This is a genomic window from Enterobacter cloacae complex sp. IR5418, from assembly GCF_049238105.1.
Taxonomy (GTDB): domain Bacteria; phylum Pseudomonadota; class Gammaproteobacteria; order Enterobacterales; family Enterobacteriaceae; genus Enterobacter; species Enterobacter hormaechei.
In genome coordinates this window covers 1-13,899 of record NZ_JBMKHS010000057.1, presented here as the reverse complement: position 1 = coordinate 13,899, position 13,899 = coordinate 1, and the positions used below count along the sequence as shown (strand labels likewise).

Below are 13,899 nucleotides of genomic sequence, written 5' to 3'. Positions count from 1 at the left end.
ATGTAAGGCCTTTGAATAAGACAAAAGGCTGCCTCATCGCTAACTTTGCAACAGTGCCATACTGTGTAGTATCATAATGCATAAATCACGATTTTTGATACTGACATTCAGTACCGTTTTGGGTGGTATCAAAACTCATAACATTTGAGACGGTTAAAAAGAGAACAGAACACCCGTTTACGAAAGGATGCGTGATGGCTGCTGATTTTCTGACCGACAAACAGACACAGAACTACGGGCGTTATGCCGCAGAGCCAAACGAGATCCAGCTGGCACGGTATTTTCATCTTGATGAGCGAGACCTTACTTTCATCAACCTGCGTAGGGGCAGGCATAACCGGTTGGGAATTGCCCTTCAACTCACAACTGCCCGCTTTCTGGGAACCTTCTTGTCCGATCTCATGCAAATACCGCCCGGTGTCCAGTTTTATGTCGCAAGGCAACTTAACATCCGCTATCCAGAGATCATTTCCCGCTATGCTCAAAGGGAAAACACACGTTGGGAGCACCACGGGCTTATCAGGCAGCACTATAGCTATCATGATTTCGGTGATTTCCCGTGGTCGTTCAGACTGAAGCGATTGCTGTATACCCGTGCATGGCTCAGTAATGAACGCCCCGGACTGATGTTCGATTTTGCCACCGCGTGGTTGCTTCAAAATAAAGTGTTGTTGCCAGCCGCATCCACCCTGACGAGAGTCATTGGTGAAATCCGTGAGCGTGCGACCCGCCGCTTGTGGCGAAAATTGGCCGCGCTGCCAAACCGTTGGCAGACCGCACAACTGGCTGGGTTACTTGAAATCCCCGAAGGACAGCGACTCTCAGTGATGGAGCACCTAAAAAGAGGCCCTGTCACTATCAGCGGCCCCGCGTTCACTGAAGCACTTGAACGTTACACTCGCCTGCGCAGCCTGGAGTTTTCCTGTCTGAATTTCACTGGGCTGCCCGCCATACAGCTCCGCAATCTGGCACGCTATGCCGGAATGGCATCGGTGAAATATATCAGCAGAATGCCAGAAGAACGGCGGCTGGCGATCCTTACCGCATTCGTGAAAGCGCAAGAAATCTCGGCGCTGGACGAGGCCGTTGACGTGCTGGATATGCTGATCCTCAATATTACCCGGGAGGCGAAGAAAACCGGGCAGAAAAAGCGACTTAGGACGCTCAAGGATCTTGACCGCGCGGCGTTGCTGCTGGCGCGGGCATGCGCACTTTTACTTGATGAAGATACCGCCGATGATTTGCTGCGAAAGACCATATTCAGCAGTGTGTCTGTCGCCAGACTGGCAGAGTCCGTGGAAAAAGTGAATGAACTGGCCCGCCCCCAGGATACAAACTTTCAGGATGAAATGGTGGAGCAATACGGACGGGTAAGGCGTTTTTTGCCCGCACTACTGCGCGATCTGCACTTCCGTGCGGCCCCAGACGGTGAACATACCTTGGCTGCCATCCATTACCTGGCAGAGCTAAACGGCTCGAAAAAACGGATCCTGGACGATGCACCTGAACATATCATTTCAGGCCCTTGGAAACGCCTGGTGTACGATGCTGACGGTCGGATACAGCGAGCAGGTTACTCGTTGTGTCTGCTGGAGCGACTTCAGGATGCGCTACGCCGTCGTGACATCTGGTTGGAAAACAGCGATCGTTGGGGTGATCCGCGCCAAAAACTTCTTCAGGGGGAGGAATGGCAGGCGCAGCGGGTTCCAGTCTGCCGGGCATTGGGTCACCCCACTAATGGCAGTAAAGCATCGGAGCAATTGGCCGCTCAGTTAGATGAAACCTGGAAAACGGTGGCATCACGTTTTGATCGCAATACCGCCGTGGACATCTGCAATGAAGGTAAACATCCTTCGCTGACCATCAGCAGCCTGGATAAATTGGATGAACCACCGGCGCTGATACAACTGAGCAGCCGAGTCAGACAATTGCTTCCACTCGTTGACCTGACAGAACTGTTGCTCGAGATTGACGCCAGAACTGGCTTCACCCGTGAATTCAGCCATGTCAGCGAGTCAGGTGCCCGTGCGCAGGATCTGCATATAAGCCTGTGTGCGGTGATGCTGGCTGAGGCCTGCAATATCGGACATGAGCCGCTGATCAAGCACAATATCCCTGCACTGACTCGCCATCGTCTGAGCTGGGTGAAACAGAACTACATCCGAGCAGAAACGCTGGTTAGCGCCAATGCGCGGCTGGTTGATTTTCAGTCCTCGTTAGCGTTGGCAGGATACTGGGGGGCGGGGAGGTAGCCTCCGCTGATGGTATGCGTTTTGTCACGCCAGTGAAAACGGTGAATTCTGGCCCCAACAGAAAATACTTTGGTTCAGGGCGCGGCATCACCTGGTACAACTTTGTCTCTGACCAATATTCGGGTTTTCATGGCATAGTGATTCCTGGAACACTGCGGGATTCCATCTTTGTGCTGGAAGGGCTACTTGAGCAACAAACGGGACTAAACCCGGTTGAAATCATGACGGACACAGCAGGTACCAGTGACATTATCTTTGGCCTGTTCTGGCTACTGGGATACCAATTTTCACCTCGTCTGGCGGATGCGGGTGAGGCTGTGTTCTGGCGGGCCGACAAAGCAGCGAATTACGGGGCGTTGGACAAACTGGCGCGGGGTTGTGTTGACCTTTCTAAAATCGAAAGCCACTGGGATGAGATGATGCGGGTTGCCGGTTCGCTGAAGCTGGGCACTATTCATGCGTCAGAACTCATTCGATCGCTATTGAGAAGTACCCGACCGTCAGGGCTTGCTCAGGCAATAATGGAGGTCGGAAGAGTTAACAAGACACTGTATCTTCTCAACTATATTGATGATGAGGACTATCGTCGCCGGATCCTAACACAGTTGAACCGGGGTGAAGGCCGCCATGCCGTTGCAAGAGCCATCTGCTACGGTCAGCGTGGCGAGATCAGAAAACGTTACCGCGAGGGGCAGGAAGATCAGTTGGGTGCGCTGGGTCTGGTGACAAACGCAGTGGTGCTGTGGAATACGCTTTATATGCAGGAAGCCTTGTCGCACCTGCGCAGCATCGGGGAAGGGCCAGAGGATGAACATATCGCGCGGCTTTCGCCTCTGATGCACGGTCATATCAACATGCTGGGACATTATACGTTCACACTACCGGAGGATATTATGAAGGGGGAATTGAGGCCGTTAAATCTCAATTTAAACAATGAATTATCTCCTTAGCGTGGTTTTTTACATCATTGGCCCTCAAACCCCATGATGATGGTTTCGAAACGTCTTAAGGCCAAAGACTATCGAACGGTTTCCACGGGATTTAACGTCCTGAGCTCTAAGCCAGGGCTGATAACTTTGGCCATAGCCCACTCCTATGCCGTCACCTAGCGCATTTTCATAATCCAAATAGGATTTGAGACGCCTACCCCTACCCATGATCGTACCCAAAAAACGACATTGATACGTACCTATATGTGCATTTTATAGTCTCCAACCCTATAACCACACATTCAGTAAGCATACAACATTAGCGTCGTTTTTTGAGAATGGTTACAACTTTAGTGCTTTGTGTACAACTTTATTGTCTTCGGACAGTAGGACCCTCTAAAACCAATAGAATTTACGTAGAAACGCGTTTAGTAAAGGCTTTACTAATTACTAATGACTAACATATTAGCACTTTCAGATCTGTCAGCAATAACCCCGGGCGGCGAAATAATGAGAAGAGTTCTTCCGGAGAGCCTTTTCTTTCTATCTGATTGATTTTTAACACTTTTAAATGTCAGCTTTATGTAAACCTGTGGGATTTACTCCTAATTAAATCCCATAGTATGAAAATTAGGCATTTGCAAACCTTAATGACGTGACGTTGTCACGTAAATCAATGGAATTTAGTCTCTAGTAAAGAGTTAACTAGTGACTAACTGCCTGATCGGTGTGCTTGAACGGTGCACTTCAGGCCGGATATAAAAATTGATGAGAGATATACAGAAAATGATGGACCGGCTTAATAAGCCAGCCTTTCTTGGGATGATTGATGATGTTGAACACGCTATAAAGCGAAAATGCCCCTTTTTAACCTATAGGTTGGGCACTATGAGTAAGATACAATCAAATCGCCAGTCAGATGGCTAATTTCATTTTGACCAAAGCGGGCTATTTCAAGCGTTATCGCTGAGACGAGGCTTCAATGACAAGTACACTTGACCCATCACACAAGCAAATTGAAATGTGGCGCAGAGCTACCGGTTCCGAAGGTGGACTCAACGAATACCGCAACTGGGTTCTGGAAAATAGTATGAGATTTACAGCATACGGTATCCATACCGTTATCGTCGAAGGTGAGGCGAAGCATATAACAGCGCTTGATGATGTTACCCTCTGTAACGAGTGGGCGAAGCTTAAAAGAGAAAACAATAGGCTTTACGCAGCAAATGAAAAAATTTGCTCTGGCTGGCGTGGTTTTGTGTTGCGTTTGTTAGGAATAACACTGTCATGCAGAAAACCGGTCATCTTACTGGGGGCAGACGCGAAGAATCAAAATGATGCCGTGAAAGGGGCTGATTTGTAATTTTCAGGCGAGCCCACCGTTCTTAGAAAGCTGTTCTATGGGTATGTAAGGAAGATAATGTTCTCTGAACGCTCAGTACACTTAATCACTTCCTGTACAAAGGGCAAGAATCATCAGGGCCACGTCTGGCCGACATTGGACATAGATCCAAAACAAACCCCGGACGACGCAGCATATGCCTGGAGTAACATTGTAGACGACGCCAGAAGTAATCAGGCGGTACCGGCATTGTCCTTGTATTCAGGTAATCACTGGTCTACGGCAAAGGAAATTTTAAACTCAACCAGAAATCTGGAGTTGTGGATAATCTCTGCCGGGATGGGGTTTTTAAATAGTCGAGATCGGGTGCCCTCTTACGAGGCGACATTTCATCAAGTACCATTCAGGCATGATCTCTGGTGGAAAGCCATCACAAAATCACTAGGAAAGCATAACCGTTGCGCAACTATAAGCCAGTTAATGCAGTCCAGTCCGAATGATGAATATTTGATTGCGGCTTCGCCTGTTTATATTGCTGCTGTCCAGAATGACATCCTGAAGGGCATTGAGAGTTTGACTCATCCTCTTACGCAACTAACGATCGTGACATCAGGGGCATATGCTGGCCCACTTGAAGAATACTTAATTAAGAGTTCTTCTAGGATGATGAAAGAGCTAGGGAAGGTGCGAACAAGTTCCTGATATGAGATCATCATATTCATCCGGAGCGCATCCCAGAGGGACATCATGAGCCATCAACTCACCTTCGCCGATAGTGAATTCAGCACTAAGCGCCGTCAGACCCGAAAAGAGATTTTCCTCTCCCGCATGGAGCAGATTCTGCCATGGCAGAATATGACCGCTGTCATCGAGCCGTTTTATCCCAAGGCGGGCAATGGCCGACGGCCCTATCCGCTGGAGACCATGCTGCGTATTCACTGCATGCAGCATTGGTACAACCTGAGCGACGGTGCCATGGAAGATGCCCTGTACGAAATCGCCTCCATGCGCCTGTTTGCCCGATTATCCCTGGATAGCGCCCTGCCGGATCGCACCACCATCATGAATTTCCGCCACCTGCTCGAGCAGCATCAACTGGCCCGTCAATTGTTCAAGACCATCAATCGCTGGCTGGCCGAAGCAGGCGTCATGATGACCCAAGGCACTTTGGTGGATGCCACCATCATTGAGGCACCCAGCTCTACCAAGAACAAAGAGCAGCAACGCGATCCGGAGATGCATCAGACCAAGAAAGGCAATCAGTGGCACTTTGGCATGAAGGCCCACATTGGTGTCGATGCCAAGAGTGGCCTGACCCACAGCCTGGTCACCACCGCGGCCAACGAGCATGACCTCAATCAGCTGGGTAATCTGCTTCATGGAGAGGAGCAATTTGTCTCAGCCGATGCCGGCTACCAAGGAGCGCCACAGCGCGAGGAGCTGGCCGAGGTGGATGTGGACTGGCTGATCGCCGAGCGTCCCGGCAGGGTAAAAACCTTGAAGCAGCATCCGCGCAAGAACAAAACGGCCATCAACATCGAATACATGAAAGCCAGCATCCGTGCCAGGGTGGAGCACCCGTTTCGCATCATCAAGCGGCAGTTCGGCTTCGTGAAAGCCAGATACAAGGGGCTGCTGAAAAACGATAACCAACTGGCGATGTTATTCACCCTGGCCAACCTGTTTCGGGTGGACCAAATGATACGTCAGTGGGAGAGATCTCAGTAAAAACCGGAAATAACGCCAGAAATGGTGGAAAAAATAGCCTAAATAGGCTGATTCGATGTGTTTGCGGGAAAAAAATCGGCCCAGATCCGCGAAATTTTAATCAGCGAGTCAGCTTGGGAAGAAATGACCTGCTTATTCGCACCTTCCCTAGAGTGCAATATGGTGTGCCTGAATATAAAACTGGCTCAATACATACTTAAAAGTGGTAGTCGTTAGAACTAGACTGTTAATGATACAATTCTCCTGTTATTTTATTTTTATAAAAGGTCTCAAATATGCTCAAAAACAGATTTTCTTTATTGTGTCTTGCTGTGGCATCGTCACTTACTCTTACTGCTTGCGATGTAGTTGATGCTGCCTATGACGAGACTTTAAATGATAATGCACCCGAAATTGTAATAGCTGGAGGATTCAAAATTGATATCCAAGGTAATGCAGTTCCGGTTGAGGGATATGATAATTGCTCTTTGAATACTCTTCAGGGAAGCGTTGATACGGATAAATCAAATTGTATTGTTCTGGATAGAACACGTAAAAAAGTACCGGTTCTAGTTCATTTGTCATCCGGTCCCGTCAAAGAAGAAGGGGTCTGACGCTCAGTGGAACGAAAACTCACGTTAAGGGATTTTGGTCATGAGATTATCAAAAAGGATCTTCACCTAGATCCTTTTAAATTAAAAATGAAGTTTTAAATCAATCTAAAGTATATATGAGTAAACTTGGTCTGACAGTTACCAATGCTTAATCAGTGAGGCACCTATCTCAGCGATCTGTCTATTTCGTTCATCCATAGTTGCCTGACTCCCCGTCGTGTAGATAACTACGATACGGGAGGGCTTACCATCTGGCCCCAGTGCTGCAATGATACCGCGAGACCCACGCTCACCGGCTCCAGATTTATCAGCAATAAACCAGCCAGCCGGAAGGGCCGAGCGCAGAAGTGGTCCTGCAACTTTATCCGCCTCCATCCAGTCTATTAATTGTTGCCGGGAAGCTAGAGTAAGTAGTTCGCCAGTTAATAGTTTGCGCAACGTTGTTGCCATTGCTGCAGGCATCGTGGTGTCACGCTCGTCGTTTGGTATGGCTTCATTCAGCTCCGGTTCCCAACGATCAAGGCGAGTTACATGATCCCCCATGTTGTGCAAAAAAGCGGTTAGCTCCTTCGGTCCTCCGATCGTTGTCAGAAGTAAGTTGGCAGCAGTGTTATCACTCATGGTTATGGCAGCACTGCATAATTCTCTTACTGTCATGCCATCCGTAAGATGCTTTTCTGTGACTGGTGAGTACTCAACCAAGTCATTCTGAGAATAGTGTATGCGGCGACCGAGTTGCTCTTGCCCGGCGTCAACACGGGATAATACCGCACCACATAGCAGAACTTTAAAAGTGCTCATCATTGGAAAACGTTCTTCGGGGCGAAAACTCTCAAGGATCTTACCGCTGTTGAGATCCAGTTCGATGTAACCCACTCGTGCACCCAACTGATCTTCAGCATCTTTTACTTTCACCAGCGTTTCTGGGTGAGCAAAAACAGGAAGGCAAAATGCCGCAAAAAAGGGAATAAGGGCGACACGAAAATGTTGAATACTCATACTCTTCCTTTTTCAATATTATTGAAGCATTTACCAGGGTTATTGTCTCATGAGCGGATACATATTTGAATGTATTTAGAAAAATAAACAAATAGGGGTTCCGCGCACATTTCCCCGAAAAGTGCCACCTGACGTCTAAGAAACCATTATTATCATGACATTAACCTATAAAAATAGGCGTATCACGAGGCCTGTGGGAGGAAAATAAAGTGTCATCCTAACTACAGGACCCTGCAACGTAGCAATTCCTGCAAAAATCCATTTAAAACAATGACTTATTTCAATTCTGCCATCTGCAAGCGTTTTGTGGGGATGGAGGCCGGAATCATTAAAGTATCATCCTAATTTTCGCTCAACCTTGGAAAATGCTGAGAATCGTAAAAATAAAGTTTCATCCTTTCCGCTACTAGTTCAAGGCTTTCTTCCGGCCGCCGGCAACAACGCTGCTTGGCTGAGGCGATCCACTTGCGCTACCGCTCACTGATCAGATCGAACTTGAACTCGACGAGCAGCCAACCATCAGGCCGAGCGTGATCGCCAAAAAAAACGGATCATGCGAAATCCTTCGTTGAGTTTGGCGCGGGTTTTAGCAAATCAGCTGGCCCGCGATCCGGTTGAGAGTGATCCGAAGCGGTCCTTGACGACCGGCACAAATCGGCCGATTCTGTTGAAAAAGTAGCTTTAGCGGCAGCCTGCCGATCAGGTGTGCCTGCTGTCGAAGTGGCTGCAAGCCACTTCAAGTTGCCTTCCGGCGTTTCACTGAGCGTCCTTGCTCAGGTTTAAGGGTTAATTTGAGGGTTTCTGCTCGTAGCAGGCATACCTATCCCGTCAGCGGTGGCCCTTGAGGCAAAAGCTTGGCCATGCGGCGCAGGTTCTGCACCATCGCAGCCAAGGTGAATTCGTCAGTGGCACCCGTTAGGCCACGCAGTCGTAAACGGTCGAGTTTCATGATCCGTTTGAGGTGGGCGAAAAGCATCTCCACCTTCTTTCGTTCGCAGCGAGAGACGAGGTACTCCGGTGTCTTGGCGATGCGTCGAGCCACGTCGCGGGCAGCCTCATGGATGCTGCGGACGATCTTCCGATTCGGCGTGTTGGGGCAGCATTTCGCTTTCAACGGGCAGGTGGCGCAGTCGGTTTGGCTGGAGCGGTAAATGACGGTTTTGGCCTTAGTTACCCGCGACCTTTGCTGGGTGAAGGCGCGCCATTCACTGCGTAGCGGTTTGCCGGCTGGGCAGCGATATTCATTGGCGTCCTGACTCCAGTGAAAGTCGTTACTGGAGAGGCTGTCGTCCTTGCGCTCGGTCTTGTCCCACACCGGCACATGCGGTTCGATGTCCTTTTCTTCGACCATCCAGGCCAGCATCGGGGCGGTGCCATAAGCGGTATCGCCGATAAGGCGTTCCGGTGTGAGATCGAACTGCGCCTCGACACGCTCGACCATCGTCCTAGTCGAATCGACTTCGGCGGTACGGTGCGCCGGGGTAGCTTCCACGTCCATGATCACACCGTGCTCAGTGTCGATCAGGTAATTCGTGGAGTAGGCAAAAAAGGCCGGGCCACCTGGCGCTGCTGTCCAACGGGACTGAGGATCAGTGAGCGAAATTTTCTTGGGAAGAGCCTCAGCCAGCGCCTCTTCATCAAGGGCTTCGAGGTACTCGCGCACTGCGCGGCTGCTGAGCTTTGGATCGTTCCAATCGACCTCATCTCCCGCCACCCCACGTTGCCGGCTGGCATCCGCCTTAATGATGCTGGCGTCGACGGCGAAACCTTCACCCTTGACTAGGCCGGCTGCCATGCAGCGCCGCAGCACCTCATTGAATAACCAGCGGAATAGATCGCTGTCACGAAAACGCCCATGGCGATTCTTCGAGAAGGTCGAGTGATTGGGGACTTCGTCTTCCAGACCCAACCGGCAGAACCAGCGATAGGCCAGGTTCAGGTGCACCTCTTCGCACAATCGCCGCTCGGAACGAATGCCATAGCAGTAGCCGACGACCAGCATGCGCACCATCAACTCCGGGTCAATCGAGGGACGCCCGATGGGGCTATAGAAATCTGCCAGGTAGGCACGTAGATCACTGAGATCCAAGCACTGGTCGATGCTGCGCAGGAGATGTTGGGCCGGGACGTGATCTTCCAGATTGAACGAGTAGAACAGGCGCTGCTGTCCTCCCGGTAACTGTCCCATCATGCTGTTCGCCCCCACGCTCGCTGACAAAGCAATTTTGCCAACGGCATGGGGAGGCCGCTACTTTTTCAACAGAATCGGCCGCACACAGCCATTCGGCTCAACAGAACCCTGCCTTTACCCCACCAAACTCCGGAAACTCGCCCGGTAGTCCGTCGGCTTGAGATGCACATGTTGGCTGAGGTCGCCGGGTAGCGTGAACAGGCGCGGACCGTCCCGAAACTGGAACACGCGATACAGATGGAATTGATCGCCCGCCTCCTTGGAGAATTCGAGTTCGTTGTGGCTGACCAAGAAAGACGAGCCTACCCCGCCATTGGTGGTTTTCACCTCGATGAAGCGCTCATGGGCGTCCTCTTCGAACGACAGGATGTCGAACCCCGCACCGTCTCCCTGGGTGTCGGACACCCAATCCAGCCGCTGAAAAAGCTCTGGGTGGCCGAGCTCGGTCAGGCGTTGCTGTTCGTAGCCAATCACCCACTGCTCCCCTGCCCGGCCCAGCTTGCGGTTGGCTTCATCGCGAGCGGCATAATCGAACTTTCGCGGTAGGCGTTGCCGTAGAGATGCCGGGGTACGCACAAGCACTTCACGGGCGGGTGGTTCTACCAAAGCCGCTCGGTAGGTTTTGTCACCCGGAAGTTTTACCTCCTCCAGGGCATCGACAAGAGCGCCGACCGTCTGCTGATGTTCCAGAACGTAGGCGTGTACGGATTTACGCAGCAGCAGTTGGCTGTTGCCGCGTGGCTTGTAGCCGTTGATATAGGGCAGGCCCAGGGCATCGAGTACGGCGCTAATGTTCTGGTGCTTGAGCTCGACTGAAGACTTGCTGCGACCGTTCAGCAGTTGGCGCAGTGCCTGGTTGTGCTCGGACTTGTGGTACGGCTCCCCAGCCGCCTCGGCACGCAGCATGTCGAAATAGTCTTCGACCGTGGCCAGGACCTCTTCTTCGGACCAGTCTTCGCCGATGCGAATGATGCGAAACCCGAGCCGCGTCAGCGCCGGAACGACGGTCGTCTCGCCACCGGAGAAGCTGTCAGCAGTGAGCGGGCCCTGCTCGGGAAATTGCTTGCCGAAGGCCACACCGGCGATGGCCTTGGAATCGCAATCGGTGCCGGTCTTCGGATCACGTACCAGGAAGTCGCGGGACTTGCCGTAGCCGTGGCGCGCCAGGAATTTCGTGCGGCCCAGTTGCACGAACTCATCGATGGCAGCCTGCACGGCGGCGGGGCTTCGAAGCTGGGAGAGTTGAGACACAGGGTCCTTCCTTACTGTCATGGTGTGCCGGGAACCGCCGAGCCACGAGATTATGAGTAGCCCCTGAACAGAAACGTCACGATAAAAGCCGTGAACGCCACCAGGCCCATTAAATCCCTTGCGTATTTGCAGCCCGTGCTGTCCAAACCTGTACCAGGTCCGATCAACACGCTCCAACCATTGAGGTACGAAAACACCGCCTGACCGAACAAAAAATGCGTGATAGCCGCCGCAGCCATGACGCCGGAATCGTCAGACAGGCTGTAGCTGTTGACCATTGCCCTGTACGCCTGCATCTGAAATGGCTATTGCCCTGATGGGAGCCGGCTTTTCAGCCACCGACACCAGCGATGCCGTCAATATTCTTTACCCGATAACCATGACCGTACAAGCTAACAAGGCCTGGCAAGCCAGCGGACTTAAAAAGTCTTTTTTTCTACCATCCCACAAAAAAGTTCGTGGTGGAGAAAAGATAAGCTATGCAAGGCTTTAGGAGACGTGGTTTTTCAGGATGACGAAGAACGATTCGGCGCTAGGTGCAACATAGGTGCATCGCACGAGCGCTAGGAACGGCGAAAAAAGGCGGACGTGGCGAAATCGGTAGACGCAGCAGACTTTAAAATTGGAGTGCCCGCGGGGAAATCCGCGGAGTAGAACCGCTCAAAGTCGGGGAACGCTAACGGGCAATACCCTAAGCCAATCCCGAGCCAAGCCCCTTCGGGGGAAGGTGTAGAGACTGGACGGGCGGCGCCTAAAGCCTTCGGGCAATGGCGAAGGGACAGTCCAGACCACGAACGTCATCAGACGGCGGCGAAAGTCGAGGTGGTACGAAAATCTGCTTCTCTGTGAGAGTACGGGTTCGAGTCCCGTCGTCCGCACCACAAAGCCAAACATCCCTGCGATGATCGACCTCTGGGCGTTTGGTCGTGAGCCCGCCACCCTCGCGCTACGCTTTGCGCAGGCGTCGAAGGCGATCAGGTGCGCCCATCGATTCCGTCGAGCACCATCGCTGCGAGTTCATCGCTGGTGTGTGCACCACTATCGAGAACACGGGTTGTGCATGGAAGCCGTTCCCTTGCGGCCAAGCATCGGGCGACATTCGCTAATCGCCACTCTCGAATCTCCGCATTTCGATTCGGGTCAGGATGCATGGTCTGGTTCGCGATCCGGTGACGCAATAGGTCCTCGTTGAGCGTCAGAAAGATGTGCAGCAGCTGATCGTCGATCCGCCTTACCCCGTCGAGTATCTCAGTCAGATAGTCCGGGTGCACGAGCGTCATTGGGATGATGATGTCCTGCGAGTAATTCCTTCGAATCTCCCTGACCGCCGCGATCGTAAGTCCCCTCCACAAGGGGAGATCCTGATAGTCTCCGCTCGCTGGCATGGGGACCGTTTCTTTCACCACGAACCCGATTTCCTCGGGGTCAAAGATCAGCGATTTGGAACGCCGATCGCGCAGCCGCTTAGCGAGCGTCGTCTTTCCGGCGCCGAAAGGTCCGTTGATCCAGATTATCATTGTCGACGGCCTCTAACCTGAAGGCTCGCAAGAGCGCTCGACGGCCTCGTGCGGAGGCACGATCGGAGTGGTTCCGAAATGCTTCTCAAGATAGGTGACGCCGAACGTCACGATGTCCTGCGCGTCGAACAGGTAGCACTGAGCAAAGCCCACGACACCTTCTCGATGGCGACCGAGCTTCACGTAAGCATTTGCTATAGTTTCAACCGCATCCGGCTTTCCTTCGATAGCAAAGCAATCGAGAATGCCGTTTGAATCGTAATCCGATGCCGTTTTCCAGGCGACTTCACCGTCTCTTCCAAGCATCGGCATCTCATACGTCACCCACCGTTTGTTGGGGATATCGGCAACCGCCTCGGCGTAGTGCAATGCGGTAACGGAGTTTAGCGGCGCACCCAACAGCAGGGCCTTCCCGCCAAGGCGAACGAACCGCTCGACGGGCGATCCTTCCCCCAAGGCGTGACCGAGTTCGTGAGGCTCCGTCAGCGTTTCAGCCAGCGGACCAACCGCGACCATCGATGCATCGGGGTGCGCGCTGCGCCGCGCGCCGGGGGCTTGAACCAGAAATTGATTCAGCAGGCCGAACCCACGGTAAGTCCCGGCTGTTGCGGGATCGAACGGCAGCCAGGTACGGCGGGCTTCGTCATCCAGCCGAGCGCCATTCAGAGTCTCCTCGTAGGGTGATCGGTCCCACGACGCGTATCCCATCACAGTGCCAGTCGGCCCAACCGCGGAGCGTAACGCGGCAACGACCGTCTCCGCTCCTCCTTCGACCGGACCAATCGCTTTAAGTGAGGCATGCACCATCAAGAGGTCACCGGTTTGGACTCCGAGTTTTTGAAGCGCCTCCGTTATTGCCTTCCGCGTATGCATCGCGATATCTCCTCTAAACTGCAAAACACTATACGGGGTCTGACGCTCAGTGGAACGAAAACTCACGTTAAGGGATTTTGGTCATGAGATTATCAAAAAGGATCTTCACCTAGATCCTTTTAAATTAAAAATGAAGTTTTAAATCAATCTAAAGTATATATGAGTAAACGGCACTGTTGCAAATAGTCGGTGGTGATAAACTTATCATCCCCTTTTGCTGATGG

At 52.0% G+C, this 13,899-nt stretch carries 12 protein-coding genes and 2 pseudogenes; 7 read left to right on the top strand and 7 right to left on the bottom strand.

What is annotated here, in order from left to right; all coding sequences use genetic code 11:
- Window positions 1-194: 194 nt before the first annotated feature.
- Window positions 195-3,202: pseudogene (locus ACOTX7_RS23005) on the top strand (Tn3 family transposase).
- Between the two features lie 36 nt (window positions 3,203-3,238).
- On the opposite strand, the pseudogene ACOTX7_RS23000 reads toward ACOTX7_RS23005, so the two are convergent.
- Window positions 3,239-3,409: pseudogene (locus ACOTX7_RS23000) on the bottom strand (transposase); the annotation flags it as partial.
- A gap of 754 nt (window positions 3,410-4,163) precedes the next feature.
- Here ACOTX7_RS23000 and ACOTX7_RS22995 point away from each other — a divergent pair.
- The 5 genes from ACOTX7_RS22995 (at window position 4,164) to ACOTX7_RS22975 (ending at window position 6,844) form a co-directional block, all read left to right on the top strand.
- Window positions 4,164-4,544: a hypothetical protein gene (locus ACOTX7_RS22995; RefSeq protein WP_001371925.1), complete on the top strand. Its 381-nt coding sequence runs from the start codon at window positions 4,164-4,166 to the stop codon at window positions 4,542-4,544.
- Window positions 4,545-4,601: 57 nt separating this feature from the next.
- A complete protein-coding gene (locus ACOTX7_RS22990) occupies window positions 4,602-5,225 on the top strand; it encodes a hypothetical protein (protein WP_000490639.1) in 624 nt (207 codons plus the stop codon).
- A gap of 45 nt (window positions 5,226-5,270) precedes the next feature.
- Complete coding sequence (locus ACOTX7_RS22985; protein ID WP_000019450.1) at window positions 5,271-6,251, top strand: IS5-like element ISKpn26 family transposase; 981 nt, start codon at window positions 5,271-5,273, stop codon at window positions 6,249-6,251.
- On the top strand, window positions 6,233-6,451 hold the full coding sequence (locus ACOTX7_RS22980; RefSeq protein ID WP_306307795.1) for a hypothetical protein: 219 nt from the start codon (window positions 6,233-6,235) through the stop codon (window positions 6,449-6,451). The genes ACOTX7_RS22985 and ACOTX7_RS22980 overlap by 19 nt, the downstream gene beginning before the upstream one ends.
- A gap of 75 nt (window positions 6,452-6,526) precedes the next feature.
- Window positions 6,527-6,844 carry a hypothetical protein gene (locus tag ACOTX7_RS22975; protein ID WP_085013673.1) on the top strand — a complete coding sequence of 106 codons (318 nt, stop codon included), beginning with the start codon at window positions 6,527-6,529 and terminating at the stop codon, window positions 6,842-6,844.
- Window positions 6,845-6,982: 138 nt separating this feature from the next.
- Here the strand turns inward: ACOTX7_RS22975 and ACOTX7_RS22970 are convergent, their stop codons facing one another.
- The 4 genes from ACOTX7_RS22970 to ACOTX7_RS22955 all read right to left on the bottom strand — a co-directional run bounded on the left by ACOTX7_RS22970 (window position 6,983) and on the right by ACOTX7_RS22955 (window position 11,563).
- Window positions 6,983-7,843, bottom strand: coding sequence for a broad-spectrum class A beta-lactamase TEM-1 (locus tag ACOTX7_RS22970; RefSeq protein ID WP_000027057.1), 861 nt, complete (start codon window positions 7,841-7,843; stop codon window positions 6,983-6,985).
- Between the two features lie 820 nt (window positions 7,844-8,663).
- Window positions 8,664-10,034 (bottom strand): IS1182-like element ISCfr1 family transposase, encoded by a 1,371-nt coding sequence (locus ACOTX7_RS22965; RefSeq protein WP_000971921.1) that lies wholly within the window; start codon window positions 10,032-10,034, stop codon window positions 8,664-8,666.
- Between the two features lie 114 nt (window positions 10,035-10,148).
- Window positions 10,149-11,285 (bottom strand): DUF3883 domain-containing protein, encoded by a 1,137-nt coding sequence (locus ACOTX7_RS22960; protein WP_000080861.1) that lies wholly within the window; start codon window positions 11,283-11,285, stop codon window positions 10,149-10,151.
- A 50-nt stretch (window positions 11,286-11,335) separates the two neighbouring features.
- Window positions 11,336-11,563: a hypothetical protein gene (locus ACOTX7_RS22955; protein WP_000248278.1), complete on the bottom strand. Its 228-nt coding sequence runs from the start codon at window positions 11,561-11,563 to the stop codon at window positions 11,336-11,338.
- A gap of 23 nt (window positions 11,564-11,586) precedes the next feature.
- On the opposite strand from ACOTX7_RS22955, the gene ACOTX7_RS22950 reads away from it, so the two are divergent.
- On the top strand, window positions 11,587-11,778 hold the full coding sequence (locus ACOTX7_RS22950; protein ID WP_000951934.1) for a hypothetical protein: 192 nt from the start codon (window positions 11,587-11,589) through the stop codon (window positions 11,776-11,778).
- A 481-nt stretch (window positions 11,779-12,259) separates the two neighbouring features.
- Here the strand turns inward: ACOTX7_RS22950 and ACOTX7_RS22945 are convergent, their stop codons facing one another.
- A complete protein-coding gene (locus ACOTX7_RS22945) occupies window positions 12,260-12,802 on the bottom strand; it encodes an AAA family ATPase (RefSeq protein ID WP_000587837.1) in 543 nt (180 codons plus the stop codon).
- A gap of 12 nt (window positions 12,803-12,814) precedes the next feature.
- Entirely contained in the window at window positions 12,815-13,675 is an 861-nt protein-coding gene (gene aac(3)-IId / locus ACOTX7_RS22940; RefSeq protein ID WP_000557454.1) for an aminoglycoside N-acetyltransferase AAC(3)-IId, read from the bottom strand.
- Between the last annotated feature and the right edge of the window lie 224 nt (window positions 13,676-13,899).

Bases quoted from the DNA above. Each gene is read 5' to 3' on its own strand.
- ACOTX7_RS22970 (WP_000027057.1), bottom strand. From the start codon at position 7,843: ATGAGTATTCAACATTTTCGTGTCGCCCTTATTCCCTTTTTTGCGGCA.
- ACOTX7_RS22975 (WP_085013673.1), top strand. From the start codon at position 6,527: ATGCTCAAAAACAGATTTTCTTTATTGTGTCTTGCTGTGGCATCGTCA.
- ACOTX7_RS22965 (WP_000971921.1), bottom strand. From the start codon at position 10,034: ATGATGGGACAGTTACCGGGAGGACAGCAGCGCCTGTTCTACTCGTTC.
- ACOTX7_RS22995 (WP_001371925.1), top strand. From the start codon at position 4,164: ATGACAAGTACACTTGACCCATCACACAAGCAAATTGAAATGTGGCGC.
- ACOTX7_RS22985 (WP_000019450.1), top strand. From the start codon at position 5,271: ATGAGCCATCAACTCACCTTCGCCGATAGTGAATTCAGCACTAAGCGC.
- ACOTX7_RS22950 (WP_000951934.1), top strand. From the start codon at position 11,587: ATGGCTATTGCCCTGATGGGAGCCGGCTTTTCAGCCACCGACACCAGC.
- ACOTX7_RS22990 (WP_000490639.1), top strand. From the start codon at position 4,602: ATGTTCTCTGAACGCTCAGTACACTTAATCACTTCCTGTACAAAGGGC.
- ACOTX7_RS22955 (WP_000248278.1), bottom strand. From the start codon at position 11,563: ATGGTCAACAGCTACAGCCTGTCTGACGATTCCGGCGTCATGGCTGCG.
- ACOTX7_RS22945 (WP_000587837.1), bottom strand. From the start codon at position 12,802: ATGATAATCTGGATCAACGGACCTTTCGGCGCCGGAAAGACGACGCTC.